The organism is Moraxella sp. FZLJ2109, from assembly GCF_024296965.1.
GTDB lineage: Bacteria > Pseudomonadota > Gammaproteobacteria > Pseudomonadales > Moraxellaceae > Moraxella.
This window is the reverse complement of the sequence record NZ_CP101112.1, coordinates 2073620-2094168: the sequence shown is the minus strand read 5'-3', so window position 1 is coordinate 2094168 and position 20549 is coordinate 2073620. Positions and strand designations below refer to the sequence as shown.

Here is a 20549-nt window from a genome sequence, read left to right as displayed (position 1 = left end):
TGACAAATCAGCTTCAAAATCTTCCATTATTACCTTTAAAAAGTCGCACAATTATATTGATAATTGATTGATTTTAAAAGAGATTTTTATAGGTCTATTGCATACACCCGCGAATGATTTTAGGCTCAGCTAATTATATTAGTCATTGTAGCAGGTTTTAGCATAAAGCATAAAGGCAAATCTTATAACAGACGCCCTTTTTCACCAATATTTTATAGCAAAAAAAGGCAGCATAAAGCCACCTTTTTTGTTTCGCCAATACTTGATTACATCAAAATCAAGCGTGGATCTGCCAATAGCTTAGCGATATAGCGAGTGAATACCGCAGCATCAGCACCGTTGATGGCGCGATGGTCATAAGACAGTGACAGCGGCAACATCAAGCGTGGCTCAAACTCTTTGCCATTCCAACGCGGCTGGAAGGTAGATTCTGAGATGCCCAAAATTGCAACTTGTGGGAAATTGACCAGCGGCGTGAAGTAAGTACCACCCATATTGCCTTGACTTGAGATGGTGAAGCTTGCACCTTGTAGCTCTTTGGCAGTAAGCTTCTTATCTCGTGCTTTCTTGGCAAGCTGACCGATTTCGATCGCAAGCTGCTTGATGCCCTTGTCTTGAGCGTCCTTAATGACAGGAACAATCAAGCCGTCATCAGTTGCAACGGCAATCCCCATATTGACCGATTTACGGATGATCATCTTGGTATTGTCATCAGAAACATGGCTGTTGAACTTCGGATGCTGAGTCAATGCATACGCCACCGCCTTGACGATGAATGCCAAAATGGTCAAGCCGATGCCTTGAGCCTTGAACTCACCTTTTAGCTCATTACGCATGGCTTCGGTCTCAGTGATGTCCGCTAGGTCAAACTGAGTGACTTGTGGAATCAAGGTATTAAGATTCAGCTGTGGAATAGAGACTTTTTGTAGTCGAGTCAGCTCAACAGTCTCAATCTCACCCCAGATTTCTTTGTTTGACATATCTGGTAGTGGTGGCAAGCCAACAGGTGCCGCTGCAACTGGTGCACTTGCAGCTGCTGCAGGCTTGGTAGCACCACTCATCACGCTCTTAACAAAGCTGAATAGGTCTTCTTTTAGAATACGGCCATGTGCAGCAGTGCCTGTCACTAGGCTGATGTCCACACCCATCTCACGCGCAAGCTTACGCACCGCAGGGCCTGCATGGACATTGCGTGCTTTTTCGTTCACGACAGTCTCAGGCAGCTTGGTGCTTGCAGCAGCTGGTGCATCTTTTGGTGCTTCTGCCTTTGGTGCAGGGGTAGCGGCAGGTGCTGGTGCGGCTGCAGGGGCAGCTTGTGCTACTGGTGCAGAGCCTGCGCCTTTGATGGTGATAAAGGCTTGACCATTTGACACTGCATCACCTTGTTTGACAAGGATGGCTTCTACCACACCATCAACAGGTGCAGGCACTTCTACAGATGCTTTATCAGATTCAACCAAAATAAGTGATTGATCCTTAGTCACAGTATCGCCAACAGCAACCATAATATCAGCAACTTCAGCACTATCTACACCAAGATCAGGTAAGTTGTGAGTTTGGCTGCCAGCAGGGGCGGCAGCGGCTTGTGGTGCTGGCGCTGCAGGTGCTGATGCAGGTGCGGCAGTTTCTTGAGCAGCTGCTTGTGCAGGAGCTGCTGCGCCTACGCCTTTAATGGTAATAAAGGCTTGACCGTTGGTGACTGCATCACCTTGATTGACAAGGATAGCTTCTACCACACCATCAACAGGTGCAGGCACTTCTACAGATGCCTTATCAGATTCAACCAAGATCAATGGCTGATCCTTAGTGACAGTATCACCGACTTTCACCATGATGTCTGCAACTTCAGCACTATCCACACCAAGATCAGGCAGGTTGTGCGTTTGGCTACTTGCAGCAGTGGCAGGTACTGGTGCGGCTGCAGGGGCAGCTTGTGCCACTGGTGCAGGCTCGGCAGCAGCTTGTGGTGCTGGAGTGGCTTCTGGTGCAGGGGCTGCTGCGCCTGATTCCACGCTAAATAACACCGTGCCTTCACTGATGCTATCGCCAACATTGACATGAACAGCGGTGATCGTACCTGCAACGGGTGCAGGCACTTCTACAGATGCTTTATCGGATTCAACCAAAACAAGGTTGTCATTTTCGCTGATGGCATCGCCGACTTTTACCATGATTTCGGCGACTTCAGCACTTTCTACACCCAAATCGGGGGCTTTGATTTCCATCATATTCTCCTATACTTGGGCGTTAATTAGTGTTCATCAACCAGTTCAGGCACTGGGTTTGGTTCACGAGTTATCTTCGGTGCTGGCGCATCTGGGAAGTGATCGTAATGCGGTTGTGGCTGCCATGCAGGCGCTTGATCAGCATCGATGTCGAAGCTGTTGATCGCATCTTGTACCAAGCGCGCATCGATTTCGCCTTCATCTGCCAATTTCTTCAAGGTCGCAACGACGATATGCTCAGCATTGACATTGAAGAAGCTGCGAAGTTTCGCACGGCTGTCAGAGCGGCCAAAGCCATCTGTACCCAGTGTCGCATATGGACGGCTGTCAGGTAGCCAGCCACGGATTTGCTCTGAGTAGTTGCGCATATAGTCAGTTGCTGCGACAACGATACCTTTATGCTGTGCCAACTGCTCAGTAACCCATGGGGTTTTTTGTTCTGCAGTTGGGTGTAGGCGGTTATAATCATCGCACGCCATACCGTCACGAGTCAGCTCATTAAAGCTTGTGACGCTCCACACATTGGCAGTGATGCCAAATTCATCTTTTAGGATGCGAGCGGCTTTTTGGACTTCGCGTAAGATGACGCCAGAACCCAATAGCTGTACCTGTGTTGAGCCATTGTCTTCAAGCAGATACATACCGCGCTTGATGCCTTCTTCAACACCTTCAGGCATCGCTGCGTGTTCGTAGTTTTCGTTCATCAAGGTGATGTAGTAGTACACGCGCTCACCTTTGCCATACATACGGCGCAGACCGTCATGCATGATCACCGCAAGCTCATAGCCATAGCATGGATCATAAGTCACACAGTTTGGCACAGTGCCAAATAGGATGTGGCTGTGGCCGTCTTGGTGCTGCAGACCTTCACCGTTTAGAGTGGTGCGACCTGCTGTTGCGCCAAATAGGAAACCTTGTGCTTGGCAGTCACCTGCTGCCCATGCCAAGTCACCAACGCGTTGGAAACCGAACATTGAGTAGTAGATGTACATTGGAATCATCGGTAAAGCATTCACTGAGTAGCTGGTCGCCAAGGCAATCCACGCACTCATCGCGCCTGCTTCGTTGATGCCTTCTTCTAGCATATGGCCATCTTTAGCTTCGCGATAACCCATCAGAGCTTCAGCATCTTCAGCGACATAGTTTTGACCTACTGATGAGTAGATGCCAAGCTGACGGAACATACCTTCTAGACCGAAAGTACGCGCTTCGTCTGGTACGATTGGTACGACATGCTTGTTCAGTGCTTTGTCTTTTAATAGTGCTGACAATAGACGGACAAATACCATCGTGGTTGATTGCTCTTTGCCTTTTGAGCCCTGTAGCACTTGATCAAAGATTGACAGCTCAGGCACTGGCAATGGGATATGACCACTGCGGCGTGATGGCAAGTGGCCACCCAATGACTCACGGCGACCCATCAAGTATTTGTATTCTGCCGAATCTTCTGATGGGCGGTAGAATGGCAATTCTTTTAGCTGCTCATCAGTAAATGGCAAGTCAAAACGGTCACGGAAATATCTTAGACCATTTTCATCCAGTTTTTTCAATTGGTGCGCTTTGTTCACCGCTTGGATTTGGCTTGATAGACCATAGCCTTTAACAGTTTTGACAAGGATAACCGTAGGCTGACCTTTGGTTTTCATTGCTTCAGCATAAGCAGCATAGACTTTCTTCGGATCATGGCCGCCACGGTTTAACTGCATGATTTCTTCGTCTGATAGATCTTTGACCAGCTCTTCTAGCTCTGGATATTTGCCAAAGAATTCTTTACGGACAAATGCACCATCACGCGCGGTGTATAGCTGATATTCACCATCAACCACTTCTTCCATACGCTGTTTTAGCGCGCCTGATTTGTCTTTGGCAAGTAGTGGATCCCAATGATCGCCCCAAATGACTTTAATCACACGCCAGCCTGCACCGCGGAATACCGACTCAAGCTCTTGGATGATCTTACCGTTACCGCGTACTGGGCCGTCTAGACGCTGTAGGTTACAGTTAATCACCCAGATTAGGTTGTCAAGCTTCTCACGGCCTGCCATTGAGATCGCGCCCAAGCTTTCTGGCTCGTCCGTCTCGCCATCACCTAGGAATGCCCACACTTTACGATCTTCATCTTTGATCAGACCGCGGTTGGTTAGGTATTTTTGGTTACGCGCTTGATAAATCGACATCAAAGGACCAAGACCCATTGATACCGTTGGGAATTGCCAATAATCAGGCATTAGATATGGATGCGGATAGCTTGATAGACCTTTACCATCGACTTCACGGCGGAAATTGACAAGCTGCTCTTCAGTCAAGCGACCTTCTAGGAATGAACGCGCGTACATACCTGGTGCGCCATGACCTTGATAATAGATCATATCGCCGCCATGGTTTTCGCTTGGAGCGCGCCAAAAGTGGTTAAAACCTGTCTCATACAAAGTCGCTGATGACGCGAAAGTCGCCAAGTGACCGCCCAAATCATCGTTATTTAGGTTGGCTTTCATAACCATCGCCAACGCATTATAACGCATCAAAGCGCGTAGCTTACGCTCCATGTGCAGATCGCCTGGGTAAGTTGGCTCATCTTCTACAGGAATGGTGTTGATATAAGCAGTATCTAGGCGGTTGAATGGCAAGCCTTCTTGTACTGCCATGTTATACAAGGCTTTTAGTAGAAACTGCGCGCGATCTTTGTCGGCGTTTTTGATGACCGATTCGAATGCGTCTAACCACTCTTGGGTTTCGACATGATCGGTGTCATTATAATAACTCATTACAATTATCCTACATGATTGAGCTATGCCACAACGAACATAGCGGTTATTACATCTGCATTGGCTTGACAGATGTGGCTGATGGTTTTATCCACAAGAAACAACTGTGAACAAAAAAATTTCCTTGCTATTATAAAAGCATTGACAGAAAAAGTTTATTCTTAAAAATAAATACCGAAATAACAAACATTTATTTTGGAAATATTGTCAATTTATAACATATTATTTCTTTGTAAATCAGCCACTTAGCCGATGCTATTATAACAAATTTTCCCCAGTTTTATATACAAAAAAATCCCCAAATTTCACTTTGGGGATTGTATTTAGCATACACTGGTTATTCTTCACTGGCTTTTAGCTGGATATAGTTTTTGATACCCATGCTTTCGATCAGCTCGTTTTGGGTATCTAGCCAATCGATATGCTCTTCGTTACCATCTTTAAGCTCAACCAACAAAGCGCGCGACACATAATCACGATGCTCTTCGCAGATGACGATTGCTTCGATCAAGGCATCATGCTTGCGTTTTTCAAGTTTTAAATCACAGCCAATGATCTCGGCGACATCTTCACCGATCAAAAGCTTGCCATATTCTTGTAAATTTGGCAGACCTTCAAGCAACAAGATACGCTCAATCAGCTTATCTGCCCATTTCATCTCTTGGATTGACTGCTTATAAAATGCTTCGTTCAGCTCGACGATGCCCCAGTTTTTCACGATGCGCGCGTGCAAAAAATACTGATTGATGGCGACCAATGACAAACCCAGTGCTGAGTTTAATGCGCGGATGACTTTTTTATCTGCTTTCATACATCTCTCCTATGATGATCAGTGTGCAGCGGTCGCCTGTACCGCTTCGCCTGCCATGCTTTGTAGATAATTTTCAAGTCCCATCAGCTCAATCAGACGCAGTTGCTGCTCTAGCCAATGCGCATGATCTTGCTCGGTATCTTCTAGCTGACGCACCAACATATCACGCGTTACATAGTCACGCTCCGCTTCACACAGTGCAATGCCTTCTTTTAGATGTTGTTGGACGCTGTATTCTAGCTCAAGATCGCTTTTTAGCATACTTGGGACATCGGTGCCGATATTGATCGCGCTCACTTGCATATTTGGCGTACCGCCCAGCATCAAAATACGCGAAATCAATAGCTGCGCGTGCAAGGTCTCATCTTCCATCTCATGATGAATGCGGTCGTACAGCTTGCCCAAATGCCACTCAGCATACAGCTGTGAATGGATAAAATACTGATCACGAGCGCCAAGCTCACCGCCCAATAAAAAGTTCAGATAATCAATGACTTTTTGAGATGATTTCATCACATTCTCCCGCTTTATCGAAAATTTTTGTCAAAAAGTTTATAAAAAGTTGCATGATAATTATACTAACACAATTAAACAATAAATCCACCACCAGTTTGTAATACTTCTGAACTGCGAACGCTTTACACTCTGATAACAGCTTGCAATTGCCAATTGGATGCATTTTGTACATTTTTTACCGATTTGCCACCGATTAATTTATTTAAGCCATTGATAATTATCATAAAATCTATAAAAATAAATTGAAACTGGTTATCATTTAATTTTATCAAAGTGAAAATAATTATCGATTAATAAAATTCACGGTAGTAATACAACTCAAAATAAAACCCGATCGTACAAGACAGTAACAATCGGGTAATATTTTAAGTGTTAATTTGGGATGGAATTGGCTATGAATTTAAAAATTTTTTAGCCCAAATCCATCAACCTGCCATCACATCAATGGCAACAAAATTGGCTTCATGCTCATCGATCAAATCCTGCACCATCGGCACGCAGCAGCCACAGCAGGTACCAACTGACAATGCATCTTGCAACCCTTCCATGCCATTGACGCCTTGGGCCAGTGCGGTTTTGATTTGGGTATCTTTGACATCATGACAAATACAAACATACATAGCGGTTATCCAGTTTTGGTTGTTTACACTTGATGAAAAGTGTCAATTATAAATGACAGGACTTGAATAAGTTTCGCTCTCAAAAGCGAGTGATTCTTGTTTATGGGTTTATAATAACAATAATTGTTCCCATTTGCAAATGATTTTATCAATTATTTCAAAGATTGCGATACAAATTTTCAATCAAAGATGGACTTTTAATCAGTTATGATAAATCAGCAGAAAATCCTGCTGTTTTGTTGCTTTGCTGACAGTTTTACACTATACATTTGGCTTGGCTATCGTTACAATAATCACTGATATTGCTAAGTTTTTTGGCTTAATAAAGCTTGCCTATTATTCACCTTACATATTTTATAGATTTAAACTTCATGAGCCACATTCGCCCTTTTGTTCTAACTTGTCTTGGTCTTGGCTTGACGGCTGTCAGCATGGGGACGGCACACGCTTGCCAAGTACCAAAAAGCGATTATAAAAATGTCAGCTGCACCGCACAAGCAGGAGTTTTTTTGGCAAGTAAAGACGATGGCTCACCTGTGGCATTGCTGGATAATAAAGGCAAAAAAACCGCCGACCTGTTTCGCTATCAAGCCGTGCTTGGTGCTGTGATGGGCGATGGGCTATTGCCTGTACAATTAAACGGTAAAGTCGGCTACATCAACCGCGCAGGCAAAGTGGCACTGACGCCGAATTTCGACCGTATGCCGACAGGCTCATGGGCGCGCGGTGTGCATGATGGACGCATCGTCGTACGCAAAAATGGCGCGTTCGGCGTCATCACCACCCAAGGGCGCACTGTGGTGAATTTCGATAAAGCCATCAGCAATATCACCGATTTTCAAAATGGCGTTGCAACCGTCACACGCGGCAATCAACGCTATCAGATCGATACCACAGGACAACGCTTACCTGATACACCAAATGTAGCAAATAATGTCGCCACCAATACTACAGCGACAGCAAACCCAGCTCCCGCCCAACCGCCAAGCTACACGCGTACGATCTCGCCACCTGCATCGGTAAGCATCACACAAACCAGTAGCAATTTGCTTGGCACACCGACCACCGTGCCTGTCGAAAGTACTGTCAGCCCTGCATTCGTCAGTAGTACCACCATCACGCCGATCACTCAAACGCCAAGCACTGTGACCACACGCACTGTAAATAATGCGCCGCAGTTTTTCCCACAACAAAACGGTGGCAAATGGGGCTTTGTCGATAATCAAGGCGTGGCGATGATCCAATACGCCTTCGATGAAGTCAAAGACTACAGCGAAAATATGGCAGCGGTGCGTGTCGGCGATCGCTGGGGCTTTATTGATAATAAAGGTGATTTGGTGATTGATTTTCGCTTTACTGATAGTGGTATCGTCAAAAACAGCACATCGAAAGTCCGCCCATTGACGCCGCTGAAGTTCGTACAAGGCAAAGCATGGATTGGCAACTTGGTCGATGGCACAAAAATGTGCATCAACACCCAAGGTGTAAGCGTGTCTTGTGGGTGATGTATAGTTTTTTTACTTTTTAGGATAATTAGTTTTAAGAATTTTTAAGGAGATATCATGATCAGCGTTTTTGAATTATTTAAAATCGGTATCGGTCCATCCAGCTCGCACACGGTCGGACCGATGGTAGCTGCCAATCGCTTTTTGGCAGAATTGGGCGATCAGCTGCCTAAGGTAATCAAGCTGCACATTGAGCTGTATGGCTCGCTGTCATCAACAGGTAAAGGCCATGCGACCGATACGGCGATTTTATTGGGCTTGCTTGGTCATGAACCGCGCAGCATTGACACCACAAAGACCGATAAATACCTTGCACCAATTTTCGAATCACAGACACTGAACCTAGGCGGCACACACGAGATCAGTTTTGATGTGCATAAGCACCTATTATGGGATGATAACGCCCTATCTGCCCATCCCAACGGTATGAGACTGGTGGCACATTTTGGGGATGCCAAGCCATTTGCACGCACTTATTATTCGATTGGTGGTGGCTTTATCAAAGATGAATTTGAAATTCATGAACTGCCTGATGACACTGCAGTATCGCCCTATCCTTATGATTTTAATAGTGCTGAAATGCTTGCTAAGCTGTGCGCCAAGCACGATATGCGCATTAGCGACATCATAATGGCGAACGAAACTGCCGTACGCACAGAAGATGAAGTCAAAGAATATCTCAATGAAATCTGGCACACCATGCAAGCTTGCGTCACCCAAGGCTGTAAAGTCGATGGCATCTTACCGGGTGGCTTAAATGTCAAACGCCGCGCCAAAGCCCTATACGAGCAGTTGTCCAAAGAATATGGCTATTCTGGCAATGGCGGCCTGCTTGCGATGGACTGGGTGAATCTGTATGCGCTCGCCGTCAATGAAGAAAATGCCGCAGGCGGTAAAGTCGTCACCGCACCGACCAATGGCGCAGCAGGCATCATCCCTGCAGTGCTACATTATTATCGCGGCTTTATTCCGTCATTCAGCTTCGATGGTGTGCGTGAATTTTTGCTCGTCGCAGGCGCGGTGGGCGCTTTGATCAAGCAAAACGCATCCATCTCAGGTGCAGAAGTCGGCTGCCAAGGTGAAGTTGGCTCAGCCTGTGCGATGGCAGCGGCAGGGCTTGCTCATGTACTAGGCGGTAGCGTTGCTCAATGCCTAAACGCCGCCGAAATTGGTCTTGAGCACAATCTAGGACTGACCTGCGACCCGATTGCAGGACTCGTGCAAGTGCCTTGCATCGAACGCAACGCCATGGCATCGGTCAAAGCCATCAATGCGGCACGCCTTGCCCTGCGTGGCGATGGCAGTCATCATGTCTCACTGGACAAAGCCATCGCCACCATGAAAGCAACAGGTATGGATATGATGGATAAATACAAAGAAACTGCTAAAGGTGGACTTGCTATCCATGCTACCGATGCCATGAATCGTATCGATTTGGTAAATATTGGCAGTGGCTTTAGTCAGTGCTAAATATCAGCCATGGTTCATCCAATTTTTTATTTATACACCGATCAGTTAATCCCTTTTTATCAAGCGGTCAGCTCCATGACCGTTTTTTTGCCGTAGTGCTTGAAGCAAGTTATAATCAACATTCCGAAATTGAATTTGCCATTTGTACATTTTGTGTTATTGTAACTTACCAAATTTTTATAAGATGATCTTTTTGCCGTATTAAACGGTAATTTTTTGGAGTGCCATTGGCAATTGATATTATGACACAGCATACAGAACAAATCGGTAGTAGCCATAAGCTCAACTGGAGAGCTTTTGGTCCAGGGATTTTGATGGCATCTGCCGCCATCGGTGGTTCGCATCTGGTAGCATCGACCCAAGCAGGTGCGCTATATGGTTGGCAATTGGCAATTATGATTATTCTTGCCAACTTGTTCAAATACCCATTTTACCGTTTCGGCACCGAATACGCTTATAGTACGGGCGAGAGTCTTGTGGCAGGCTATGCCAAGCTATCTCGTTTTTATATTTGGGCGTTTTTTATCTTGTGTATCCTTTCGGGCATTATCAGCACAGGTGCGGTTGCGATTTTGGCATCAGTCATTCTTGGCTATATGCTACCGTTTGAGCTGAACACTTTAGCCTTGGCTGCCATCGTCATGTTCTCATCATGGCTGTTGCTATTTGCTGGTCACTACAAGCTACTTGATGGTGTCACCAAATGGATCATCGTGGCGTTGACCGTGGCGACCGTGGCAGCGGTATTTGTGGCGATGGGCAAGCCTGCTGTTATGGCACCTGATTTTATTCCTGCATCACCTTGGAACTTGGCAGCGCTTGGCTTTATCATCGCCTTGATGGGCTGGATGCCGGCACCGCTTGAATTCTCGGCGATTACTTCTGTATGGACCGCTAAGAAAATTCGTACCGATCACACCAGCCGCTACCAAGGCATGATTGACTTTAATGTCGGTTATCTGACTTCTGCGATTCTGGCACTATTTTTCTTGGCATTGGGCGTATTTGTCCAATACGGTATAGGCGAAGAGATCGCAATGCAAGGCGGTGCTTATGTTGGTCAGCTCATCCAAATGTACACCGAAACCATCGGTGAATGGTCTCGTCTATTGGTTGCATTCATTGCATTCTTATGTATGTATGGTACGGTGATTACCTGTGCTGACGGCTATGGCCGTACTACTGCCGAATGCCTATCGCTGATTAAAACCAAAACTACTGACGAAACCGAAAAATTCGTCGCCAAATGGACCGCATTTTTTATCATTGCAGGCTATGGCTTAATTGCATTTTTTATGGGTCAGATGGCAGCGATGCTGAAGTTTGCGATGATCACAGCGTTCGTCACCGCACCAATTTTTGGTTATCTCAACTATAAGCTGATCAAAAAAGAAGGCAACATCAGCACTGGCATGACGCTATTTGCTCTAGCAGGTATCGCGTTCTTGTCAGGCTTTACCATTTTGTTCTTGTTGCAATTTGGTGGTATCATTGGCTAATTAAGACTGTATTAGCCATCACAGAGCCAACCACCCTATCACGCCATGCATCATGGCGTGATTTTTTTATATTTTCTGATGATTTGATCAAAAAATTCACATAAATTTGAACCGACCCCCAATTCTTAGACACTAAGATTAACGGTTAAGGTTTCATCAAGGACTGAGTTCTGTATTGTACAGGACTCAGTCCTTTTAATTTGCTCTTTATTCTATCATGGTTGTAGTAGTGAATGTACTCATCAATCACTTTTCTAAGCTCATCTGGTGAAGTGAATTTAGTTTTCTCATAAAATATCTCTTCTTTTAATGTCCCAAAGAAACTCTCTATCACTGCATTATCCAAGCAGTTACCTTTTCTTGACATACTTTGGATAATGTCATTGTCTTTTAAGGTTTGTTGGTAATTGCTCATTTGATAATGCCAGCCTTGGTCAGAATGCAAGATGGGTTTGTCATCACCAGTTAGCGTTGTTATGGCTTTGTGTAGCATGTCTTGCACTAACTCATAAGTCGGTCTGTCTTTGATACTGTAGCTAATGATCTCACCATTATACAAATCAATGATGGGTGATAAATACAGCTTTTGCTCTTTGATACCGCCATCATAAGTTTTGCTTTGTATTTTAAACTCAGTGACATCTGTTGCCCATTTATGATTGGGCTTGTCTGCTTTAAAATCACGGTTTAAGACATTGGTAGCGATTTTGCCTACTCGTCCACGGTAAGTGCTGTGTTTGCTTCGCTTACGACGAATTACTGCTTTAAGCCCAAGCTCGTGCATTAGCCGTTGCACTTTTTTATGATTGATAACAAAGCCTAACTGCTTTAGTGCTAGGGTAATACGCCGATAGCCATATCTGCCTTTGTGAGCGTGGTAGATGTTTTGGATTTTATCTTTGATAACAGTGTCTTGCTCAGGTCTGCTTAATTGTTTTAGATGATAGTAAAAAGTACTTCTTGGTAAGTGTGACACGTTAAGCAAATCATCAATCAGATAGGTTTGCCTTAATTCTTGCACAATCATCACTTTTTCTTGGGTGATGATGCGTTGTGTTTTTGACGAATTAAGGCATCGAGCTTTTTTAGATAAGCATTCTCAGCTTCTAGATATTGAATGCGTCTGAGTAACTCGGCGTGTTCATTGGTTAGTGTTTTATCTGTCCTGTCCACCTTGGCTGTTTTAGCTACTTTGCTTGTTTTCGTTGCTTTGGCTACTTTATCTGATTTATTGGTTGATTTGCTCATAGGTCTTCTGCCTTTAGGTTTGGGAGTAAGTCCCATGATACCATGAGTTTGATAAGCTTTTAACCATTGAAAGAGCACACTTGGGCTACTGATGTTTAATTCAGTGGCAACTGTTGGCATAGATTTGCCAGAGAGTAATTGTAATACTGCTGTGTGTTTAAATGCTGGTGAATAACTGGCTTTGCTTGTTCTTGGGCGAATGCCATCAATCCCATGAGTTTGGTAGAGTCTCACCCAGTTTTGGATGATAGAGCTTTCTATGCCAAAAAATTTGGCTGTCTGATTGTAACTATGTCCTGTTAAATAATGTTGAATGACGGACAGTTTAAAGTCCATTGTGTATTTGGTCATAAAAACACCCCAAAGGCTGTCTAACTTTTGGGGTGCGGTTCAATTTCACAAGGTTTTTTGGTTATTTTGGCTTGCAAAGTTCAGCCAAGGTGATAAAATGGTTTTTTGTTGTCATTTTTGGTCGTCGGTGTGATTGACCATCCAACAAAAAGGATTTTGCCAACTATTGGCACATTAACCAGGTATCACTTGGCTTCATATTAAGTTGTACTGAAATTATAAGGATTATCAATCATGACAATCTCACAAGATCTAATCAAACAAACCGAAACCTACGGGGCGAACAACTACCTACCCCTACCTATCGTCATCTCAAAAGCCCAAGGCATCTGGGTAGAAGACCCTGAAGGCAATCGCTATATGGATATGCTCAGTGCCTATTCAGCAGTGAACCAAGGTCACTGCCACCCAAAAATCATCCAAGCACTCAAAGACCAAGCCGACCGTGCGACGCTGACCAGCCGTGCATTTCATAACGACCAGCTTGGCCCATGGTACGAAAAAGTCAGCAAACTGACTGGCAAATCTCGTGTGCTACCAATGAACACTGGTGCTGAAGCGGTCGAAACTGCCATCAAAACTGCAAGGCGATGGGGTTATGATGTCAAAGGCGTAGCGGACAATCAAGCCGAAATCATCGCCTGTATTGGCAATTTCCACGGTCGCACGATGGGTGCCGTATCACTATCTAGCGATGACGACTACAAGCGTGGCTTTGGCCCGATGCTTGGCGGTATCAAGCTTGTGCCTTATGGCGATCTGGATGCACTACAAGCTGCCATCACACCAAATACAGTGGCGTTTTTGATTGAGCCAATCCAAGGCGAAGCTGGCATCAACATCCCACCACAAGGCTATATGAAAGCAGCCTATGATGTCTGCCGTGCTAATAATGTATTATTTATCGCTGACGAAATCCAAGCAGGTCTTGGACGCACGGGCAAGCTATTTGCCTGTGAGCACGAAGGCTTTGTGCCCGATATGTATATCCTAGGCAAGGCATTGGGCGGTGGCGTATTCCCTATCTCATGCGTGGTCGCTGATGATGATATTCTGGGCGTGTTTAACCCTGGCTCACACGGCTCAACATTTGGCGGCAACCCATTGGCATGTGCCGTCTCTATCGCTGCACTTGATGTGCTTGTGGACGAAAAATTGGCAGAAAACTCAGCTGAACTCGGTACATATTTCCTAGCTGAGCTACAAAAAATCCAAAACCCGAAAATCAAAGAAGTGCGCGGTCGTGGCTTATTCATCGGAGTTGAGCTAACTGAAGCTGCTCGCCCCTATTGCGAACACCTAAAAGAGCTTGGGCTACTGTGTAAAGAAACGCACGATACTGTAATTCGCTTTGCGCCACCATTAATCATCACCAAAGATGAGCTGGATCAAGCCTTAGTAAAAATCCGCGAAGTGCTGTCTGCTTAATTTATTCTGCTAATTTGGGCTAAATTCAAGCACAAAAAAACAGGTCGTTGATTGGCGACCTGTTTTTTTGTGATAAGAATTTATAAAGCTAAGCTTTTATCTAGGCTGTCAGCACACTGCTGTCAGCGCACTTACTCCACCATCGCAAATTTTCGTAAGGTCTGCTTAGGCTCGGTCAATTGGCGCATTTGATCATGAGTGATGACTTGTAGTCGCTGAGCGGCTTTTTGGCTTGGGCGTGTATGCAGTCGATATGCCACCAGAGCGATGCTTGCTGCGGCACGCTGCGGCGTCAATGGTACAACTTGATTGATGCCGATGACGCTGGTGATGGCGTTTTTGGCAGATTTGAGCAGTTGGCGCGCACCTTTGACCGATAGGCTTGGCGTTTCACTGGTTAATTTACTTAATCGGAAAATCAGCACTTCTTGGAAATTCAGCGTCTTAAGATAATATTCCACATCCGCCTTGGCGATGAGTTCTTCGTTGAACTGTGGCTTTTCTGCACCTGTCATAGATAAGAAAAAGAACCGCCCAACGCCTTTGGCATGACACACGCGCGCAAACTCCATATTATAAAGCACATTGACTTGATAAAATTCATCACGACTGGCGGTGTGTTCCTTAGCAATGCCAAGACAGCTGAATGCATCGGTATCTTCACCGATAGAGATCGATTCGATAGTCGTCGATAGCGACTGAAAATCAGGCACATGATACACGAGCATATTTTCGCTCATCACCTTAGGCTGTGTGCGCGTGATCAAAATTACCGTCTCGTACATCGTCGCAAGCTCACGAGCCAATGCCTGACCGACACGCCCTGACCCCCCGATGAGTATGGCTTTTGTTTTCATCGCTTGAACCTACATTATGATCATGATATCACCAAGTCATCGCCTGATGCGCCCTTTGCTGACTTTTTACCCTATCTTGGCCAAATTACAATCAGCAACGCGATATTCTAGCACAATTTGTCAAAAAATCATCCAATTATCCCCATTAGGCACACAGGCAAATTGCTACAAAATATAAATTTTGACTCATTTATCGCGATTTTCAGCCGAGATTTGCAACTTTTTTGTAATTAATTATTGTGAGATGGCATGAAATTTGGTAATATAGGCGTTTATATTGTCCAAGCTATCAAAGCACCTCACCTTTGATTGCACCCACTTTATTCTTACTTTCAACTTTTTTATTTATCTATAAGGATAAAACACATGGCAAACTCTGCACAAGCTCGCAAACGCGCTCGTCAAAACACCAAGCGTCGTCAGCACAACGCATCTCAGCGTTCAATGGTTCGCACTTTCATCAAGCGCGTAAACGCTGCCATCGAAGCGAAATCATACGAGCTAGCAACTGAAGCTTATAACAAAGCTGTGCCAGTAATCGACCGTATGGCTGACAAAGGCATCATCCACAAGAATAAAGCTGCTCGTCATAAGAGCCGCCTAAACGCTGCGGTAAAAGCACTAAAAGGCTAATCGCATCTTGTGATAAAAAAAGACCCAAGCTAAGAAGTTTGGGTCTTTTTTATAGTTTAAATTTGTGCTTATAAACAAGGCTTAAGTATCGGCTTTTGCGCCCACCTCGATCACCGCGCCATCACTCAGACGATACGCCACCAAAGTACCGCCCCACACACAGCCACCATCAAGTGCACGCACATTGCGCGTCTCAACTTCAGCACGCAGCGCTGCCCAATGCCCGAATAAAATACGGCGTTCACGCACCACGAACCACTCGAACCACGGACGAAAATCACTCGGCATGACATCGCTCAGCGTTTCTTTGAACGAAAATTCCAACAAGCCTGACTGTGTGCACAAGCGCATCCGCGTCAAGTAGTTGGCGATGGCGCGCATTCGCTTATAGCCGTTTAATTTCTCTGACCATTCTTCAGATTTTTTGCTATACAGATTTGGTAATAAGCGATCAAGCTGCTTTAGGCTGCCGCTTAATTGCTTTTCAAGCTCTTGGGCATAGCCGTGCGCTTGCTTGATCGTCCAATTCGGTGGAATGCCTGCGTGTGTCAAGACCGTACGATCACTTGGAAATACCAATAAAGGCTGTTTGCGTAGCCAGTTTAATAGCTCATCACAATCAGGTGCGACAAAAATCGCAGCAGTTTTATCCTTAGGCTTAGGCGGTAAAATCCCACGCCAAGTGGCGATCAAGGTGATGTCATGATTACCAAGTACAGTAGTCAGCGCGCCAATGTCGGACAGTCGCTTGACTTCTCGCAGTGTCGCCAAAGAATCTTCACCGCGTGCCACGATGTCGCCAGCAAGCCAGATTTTGTCTTGGGTTTCGTCAAATTCTAACGCTTCAAGCAAGCGATTGAACGCCGAAAAACAACCTTGCAAGTCGCCGATGACATACTGATGACGGTATTTTTTGGTTTTTTGAAATTTCATAAATCTAAACAATAACAGCAACTGTACAACAAATTACTTATAGGTCATTATTAATTAAATCTTCATCAATAAGCATAATCATCACAAGCAAATTTAAGCGTGATGATCCACCACCAAATCCGCTAAGCGCACAAACTGCTCAACGCTTAAAGTCTCAGGTCTCGCCTGCGGATTGATGCCGACAGAGTCAAAGGCAGCTTCATCAAGATTTGGCAGCAGCGCATTCGCCTTAAAGATCGCGCGCAAAGTCTTACGACGATGATTGAATACTTCACGCACCACTAAGGCAAAAACCTTCTCATCTTTAGCAACGATCGGCTTGGTAGCATATGGCGTTAGGCGAAATACCGCACTGGTGACTTTCGGCGGCGGGTTGAACGCGCCTTTTGGCACGGTCAGCAGATATTCAGACGCACAGTGATATTGCATAATCACTGATAATCTGCCATATTCTTTGCTACTTGGCTCGGCGGTGATACGATCAACCACTTCTTTTTGGAGCATAAAATGCATATCACGGATGACATCACTAAACTCAAGCAAGCGGAACAAAATCGGCGTTGAGATATTGTACGGCAGATTACCCACCACGCGAAACGCCCCTTTGCCGACCTGCTCAGCTAAGGCACGATAATCGACCTCCATCGCGTTTTGATTAATAATTGTAAAATCAGGATGACTATTAGCACCGATATTAATCTTAAGTTGTGCGGCAAGATCACGATCCAGCTCAATCACCGTCATGCCATCGACTTCAGCAAGCAAAGGCTCAGTCAAAGCCCCAAGCCCTGGCCCAATCTCAAGCAAATTATCCGCACGGTCCAAACGGATGGAAGTAACGATCTGCCCGATGACGCTTGTGTCGTGTAAGAAATTTTGCCCAAAGCGCTTGCGTGGGGCGTGTTTGGCTTCTCGTGGAGTCTTAGGAATGATATGCATAGGAGTAACTTATAAATTTGTATAATTAACCCTTTATCATACCATGAAATGATGAATTTTGGTGAAATTTTTGGGATGGGTGGCGGTTTGTGGTTGCTGGGTTTTAAAGACCCAAAGGCATAAGGTGTATTTACACCCCGCTCATCCGATCAGCATAACTGATAGCCTGTAATAAGCTTGAGCTGCTTGCTTTGCCCGTCCCTGCCAAATCCAGTGCCGTGCCATGATCCACCGATGTGCGTACATACGGCAGACCAAGTGTGATGTTCACCGTATCGCCAAAGCCATGGGATTTCAGCGGTGCCAGACCCTGATCATGATACATGGCGATCACCGCATCGCAGACATCCAGATGGCGGCGGGTAAATAGCGTATCGGCAGGCATGGCTAGGCTGATATTCATGCCATTATTGATAAAACCTTGTAAGACAGGATTAATAATTTCCATCTCTTCTGATCCCAAATGTCCGCTCTCGCCTGCGTGCGGATTGAGCCCGCAGACTAGGATTTTAGGCTGCTTGAGTCTAAATTGTGCAGTCAGTGCATCATGGGTGATACGCACGGTATTTGCCACTTCATCGCGAGTAATGGCATCAGGCACGGCGCGCAGTGGCAGATGCGTCGTCACCAGCGCCACTTTCATCACGCGATTGGCAAGCATCATCACCACCTTATCGCAGCCTGCCTTGTGCATGAAATACTCAGTATGTCCACTGAACATCTTGCCATTATCCAGTGTGATATTAGCATCAACCATGACAGATTTTTGGATCGGTGCGGTAACGATGGCGCGGATTTGACGCCGGATAGTAAGCAAATGCGCTAGATGCAGCTGACGCTCGACCATATGGGCATTGTTTACTGATAATTGCCCTGCCATTACTTTATCAGCGCAAGGTATGTGCATTATCACAACATTATGATTAAGATTATCTACATTATCTTGGATAAAATTATCAGGCAGCTGCGCAAAATCATCTGGCGCATCGATCACTGCATAGTCAAGCGCAGTCGTGATTGTACCTTGTGCTTGCAATGCCTTGATACGCTCAGCAAAAGCAGTAGCATCAGCACAAATAATAGTTTTACCATAAAGCGCATCTGCATGATGACACAAGACATCGATGACAATATCCATACCGATGCCTGCAGGCTCGCCTGTGGTGATGAGTAACGGGCGGGCGTGTGATAAAAGGCGTGAATCTGCGTGCAACATGGATACATTTCCTTACGGGAAGATGGTGGGGATTTTTCGCTTTTTGTGCGATTTTGTGCTACAATTTGTGCTTGAATTTCACCATATTTTAGCAGCTTTTTTGACCCATCGCCACCAATACCCATGACCGATACCAGCACCCGAACCGACAGTTTATTGACCCTACAGCCACCGCATAACATTGAGATGGAACGCAGCCTACTTGCGTCGCTGATGGGTATGAGCGAGTCTTTTGACAGCATTGATACCATCATCAGCGCTGATGATTTTTATGGTGAACGCCACAAGAAAATCTTCGATGCCATCAGTCATTTGGCGCGTATCAATGAACCTTATGACAGCTTGATGGTGCATGATTATCTGTCGCGCGTCGATCAGCTATCAGCTGTCGGCGGTGAAGAGTATCTATTGCAGATCAACCAAAGCCCTGTCAGCTTTTTTAACTTGGTCAATTATGCCGAAAAAGTGCGCGATCTGGCGGTATATCGTCAGCTGATCAAATCGGCAAATACCATGCTAAATCTGGCTTATCACCCAAAAAAACAAACGGTGACAGAGATTTTGGACACCATCGAAGCGGATATTTTTCGCATCGGTGAGAATTTTGCCAAAGGTACAAATAAAGAAGGTCCGCAGCGCATCGATGATGTCTTGACCAATGTCAGCAATCTGTTGAGCGAAATTCGCCTGCGTGATGGGGGTCTGGTGGGGATTGATACAGGTTTTGAAGAATTAAATAACAAAACCTTGGGATTTCAGGCGGGTAACTTAATCATCCTAGCGGCGCGCCCTGCGATGGGTAAGACGGCACTTGCGCTGAATTTTGCACAAGCTGCGCTGAACGCCAACAAAGCCGCCGTGGTATTCTCGATGGAAATGCCTGCCGAATCGATCGCCATGCGTATGATCTCAGCATGGGGACGCATTCACCAAGCCAAGCTGATGGCAGCCGATATGGAAGAGTCTGAATGGGCGATGTTTATGAGCGCGACTGCATGGCTACAGGATAAGCATCTATATATCGACTCGCGTTCAGAGCTCACCCCCAGTGAAGTGCGCGCCACCTGCCGCCGCCTTGCAAAGAACCATCCAGATGGATTGGGGCTTGTCGTCATCGACTATCTACAGCTGATGCGCGTACATGGTATGGACAGTCGCGTCAATGAAATCGGTGAAATCTCACGAAGCCTAAAAGCACTGGCGCGTGAACTTAACTGCCCTGTCATCGCCCTATCTCAGCTCAACCGCAGCCTAGAATCGCGCCCGAACAAGCGTCCGATGATGTCGGATCTGCGTGAATCTGGGCAGATCGAGCAGGACGCGGATTTGATCTTATTCGTCTATCGCCACTGGTACTACCATCAAGACAAACCTGAAATCCAAAACCAAGCCGAGCTGATTATCGGCAAGAACCGTAGCGGTGAGCGTGGTACTGTACCGCTGCGATTCTTGGGTGAATATGCGCGCTTTGAGAATCTGCTCAACGATGAAGAATTTGCCTATTTAGAAGAAGATGACGGCTGATTTTTGTGC

General features: G+C 45.6%; 16 protein-coding genes. 6 read left to right on the top strand and 10 right to left on the bottom strand.

Annotated elements, in window-relative coordinates:
- Window positions 1–266: 266 nt before the first annotated feature.
- The 5 genes from NKU06_RS09900 to NKU06_RS09880 all read right to left on the bottom strand — a co-directional run bounded on the left by NKU06_RS09900 (window position 267) and on the right by NKU06_RS09880 (window position 6937).
- Window positions 267–2225, bottom strand: a complete 1959-nt coding sequence (locus NKU06_RS09900) for a 2-oxo acid dehydrogenase subunit E2 (RefSeq protein WP_254730582.1) — start codon at window positions 2223–2225, stop codon at window positions 267–269.
- A 26-nt stretch (window positions 2226–2251) separates the two neighbouring features.
- Window positions 2252–4990, bottom strand: coding sequence for a pyruvate dehydrogenase (acetyl-transferring), homodimeric type (gene aceE / locus NKU06_RS09895; RefSeq protein WP_254730579.1), 2739 nt, complete (start codon window positions 4988–4990; stop codon window positions 2252–2254).
- Between the two features lie 337 nt (window positions 4991–5327).
- Window positions 5328–5801: a bacterioferritin gene (gene bfr / locus NKU06_RS09890; RefSeq protein WP_254730576.1), complete on the bottom strand. Its 474-nt coding sequence runs from the start codon at window positions 5799–5801 to the stop codon at window positions 5328–5330.
- An 18-nt stretch (window positions 5802–5819) separates the two neighbouring features.
- Window positions 5820–6314, bottom strand: coding sequence for a bacterioferritin (gene bfr / locus NKU06_RS09885; protein ID WP_254730573.1), 495 nt, complete (start codon window positions 6312–6314; stop codon window positions 5820–5822).
- A gap of 428 nt (window positions 6315–6742) precedes the next feature.
- Window positions 6743–6937 carry a bacterioferritin-associated ferredoxin gene (locus NKU06_RS09880; RefSeq protein ID WP_254730571.1) on the bottom strand — a complete coding sequence of 65 codons (195 nt, stop codon included), beginning with the start codon at window positions 6935–6937 and terminating at the stop codon, window positions 6743–6745.
- A gap of 371 nt (window positions 6938–7308) precedes the next feature.
- Here NKU06_RS09880 and NKU06_RS09875 point away from each other — a divergent pair, with 371 nt between their 5' ends.
- From NKU06_RS09875 to NKU06_RS09865, 3 genes are all read left to right on the top strand, one after another.
- A complete protein-coding gene (locus NKU06_RS09875; RefSeq protein WP_254730568.1) occupies window positions 7309–8442 on the top strand; it encodes a WG repeat-containing protein in 1134 nt (377 codons plus the stop codon).
- 57 nt (window positions 8443–8499) lie between these two features.
- Window positions 8500–9912: an L-serine ammonia-lyase gene (locus tag NKU06_RS09870; protein ID WP_254730565.1), complete on the top strand. Its 1413-nt coding sequence runs from the start codon at window positions 8500–8502 to the stop codon at window positions 9910–9912.
- A 242-nt stretch (window positions 9913–10154) separates the two neighbouring features.
- Entirely contained in the window at window positions 10155–11411 is a 1257-nt protein-coding gene (locus NKU06_RS09865; protein WP_254730562.1) for an NRAMP family divalent metal transporter, read from the top strand.
- Between the two features lie 145 nt (window positions 11412–11556).
- Here NKU06_RS09865 and NKU06_RS09860 read toward each other — a convergent pair.
- A protein-coding gene (locus NKU06_RS09860) for an IS3 family transposase (RefSeq protein WP_254728775.1) occupies window positions 11557–13010 on the bottom strand; the annotation gives its coding sequence in 2 pieces (ribosomal slippage) (window positions 11557–12500 and window positions 12500–13010; 1455 coding nt in all).
- 234 nt (window positions 13011–13244) lie between these two features.
- Between NKU06_RS09860 and NKU06_RS09855 the strand changes: the two genes are divergently transcribed.
- Window positions 13245–14438: an ornithine--oxo-acid transaminase gene (locus NKU06_RS09855; RefSeq protein ID WP_254730559.1), complete on the top strand. Its 1194-nt coding sequence runs from the start codon at window positions 13245–13247 to the stop codon at window positions 14436–14438.
- 131 nt (window positions 14439–14569) lie between these two features.
- Here NKU06_RS09855 and NKU06_RS09850 read toward each other — a convergent pair whose 3' ends face one another.
- A complete protein-coding gene (locus tag NKU06_RS09850; protein WP_254730556.1) occupies window positions 14570–15295 on the bottom strand; it encodes an NAD-dependent epimerase/dehydratase family protein in 726 nt (241 codons plus the stop codon).
- A gap of 366 nt (window positions 15296–15661) precedes the next feature.
- Between NKU06_RS09850 and rpsT the strand changes: the two genes are divergently transcribed.
- Complete coding sequence (gene rpsT / locus NKU06_RS09845) at window positions 15662–15928, top strand: 30S ribosomal protein S20 (protein ID WP_078253793.1); 267 nt, start codon at window positions 15662–15664, stop codon at window positions 15926–15928.
- 81 nt (window positions 15929–16009) lie between these two features.
- Here rpsT and NKU06_RS09840 read toward each other — a convergent pair whose 3' ends face one another.
- The 3 genes from NKU06_RS09840 to pdxA all read right to left on the bottom strand — a co-directional run bounded on the left by NKU06_RS09840 (window position 16010) and on the right by pdxA (window position 19016).
- Entirely contained in the window at window positions 16010–16861 is an 852-nt protein-coding gene (locus tag NKU06_RS09840; protein ID WP_254730553.1) for a symmetrical bis(5'-nucleosyl)-tetraphosphatase, read from the bottom strand.
- 93 nt (window positions 16862–16954) lie between these two features.
- The gene (gene rsmA, locus NKU06_RS09835; RefSeq protein ID WP_254730550.1) at window positions 16955–17800 is read right to left on the bottom strand and encodes a 16S rRNA (adenine(1518)-N(6)/adenine(1519)-N(6))-dimethyltransferase RsmA; all 846 of its coding nucleotides are present in this window, start codon (window positions 17798–17800) and stop codon (window positions 16955–16957) included.
- A 130-nt stretch (window positions 17801–17930) separates the two neighbouring features.
- Window positions 17931–19016 carry a 4-hydroxythreonine-4-phosphate dehydrogenase PdxA gene (gene pdxA / locus NKU06_RS09830; protein ID WP_254730547.1) on the bottom strand — a complete coding sequence of 362 codons (1086 nt, stop codon included), beginning with the start codon at window positions 19014–19016 and terminating at the stop codon, window positions 17931–17933.
- A 123-nt stretch (window positions 19017–19139) separates the two neighbouring features.
- Here pdxA and dnaB point away from each other — a divergent pair, with 123 nt between their 5' ends.
- Window positions 19140–20540, top strand: coding sequence for a replicative DNA helicase (dnaB, locus tag NKU06_RS09825; protein WP_253223533.1), 1401 nt, complete (start codon window positions 19140–19142; stop codon window positions 20538–20540).
- Window positions 20541–20549: the final 9 nt, after the last annotated feature.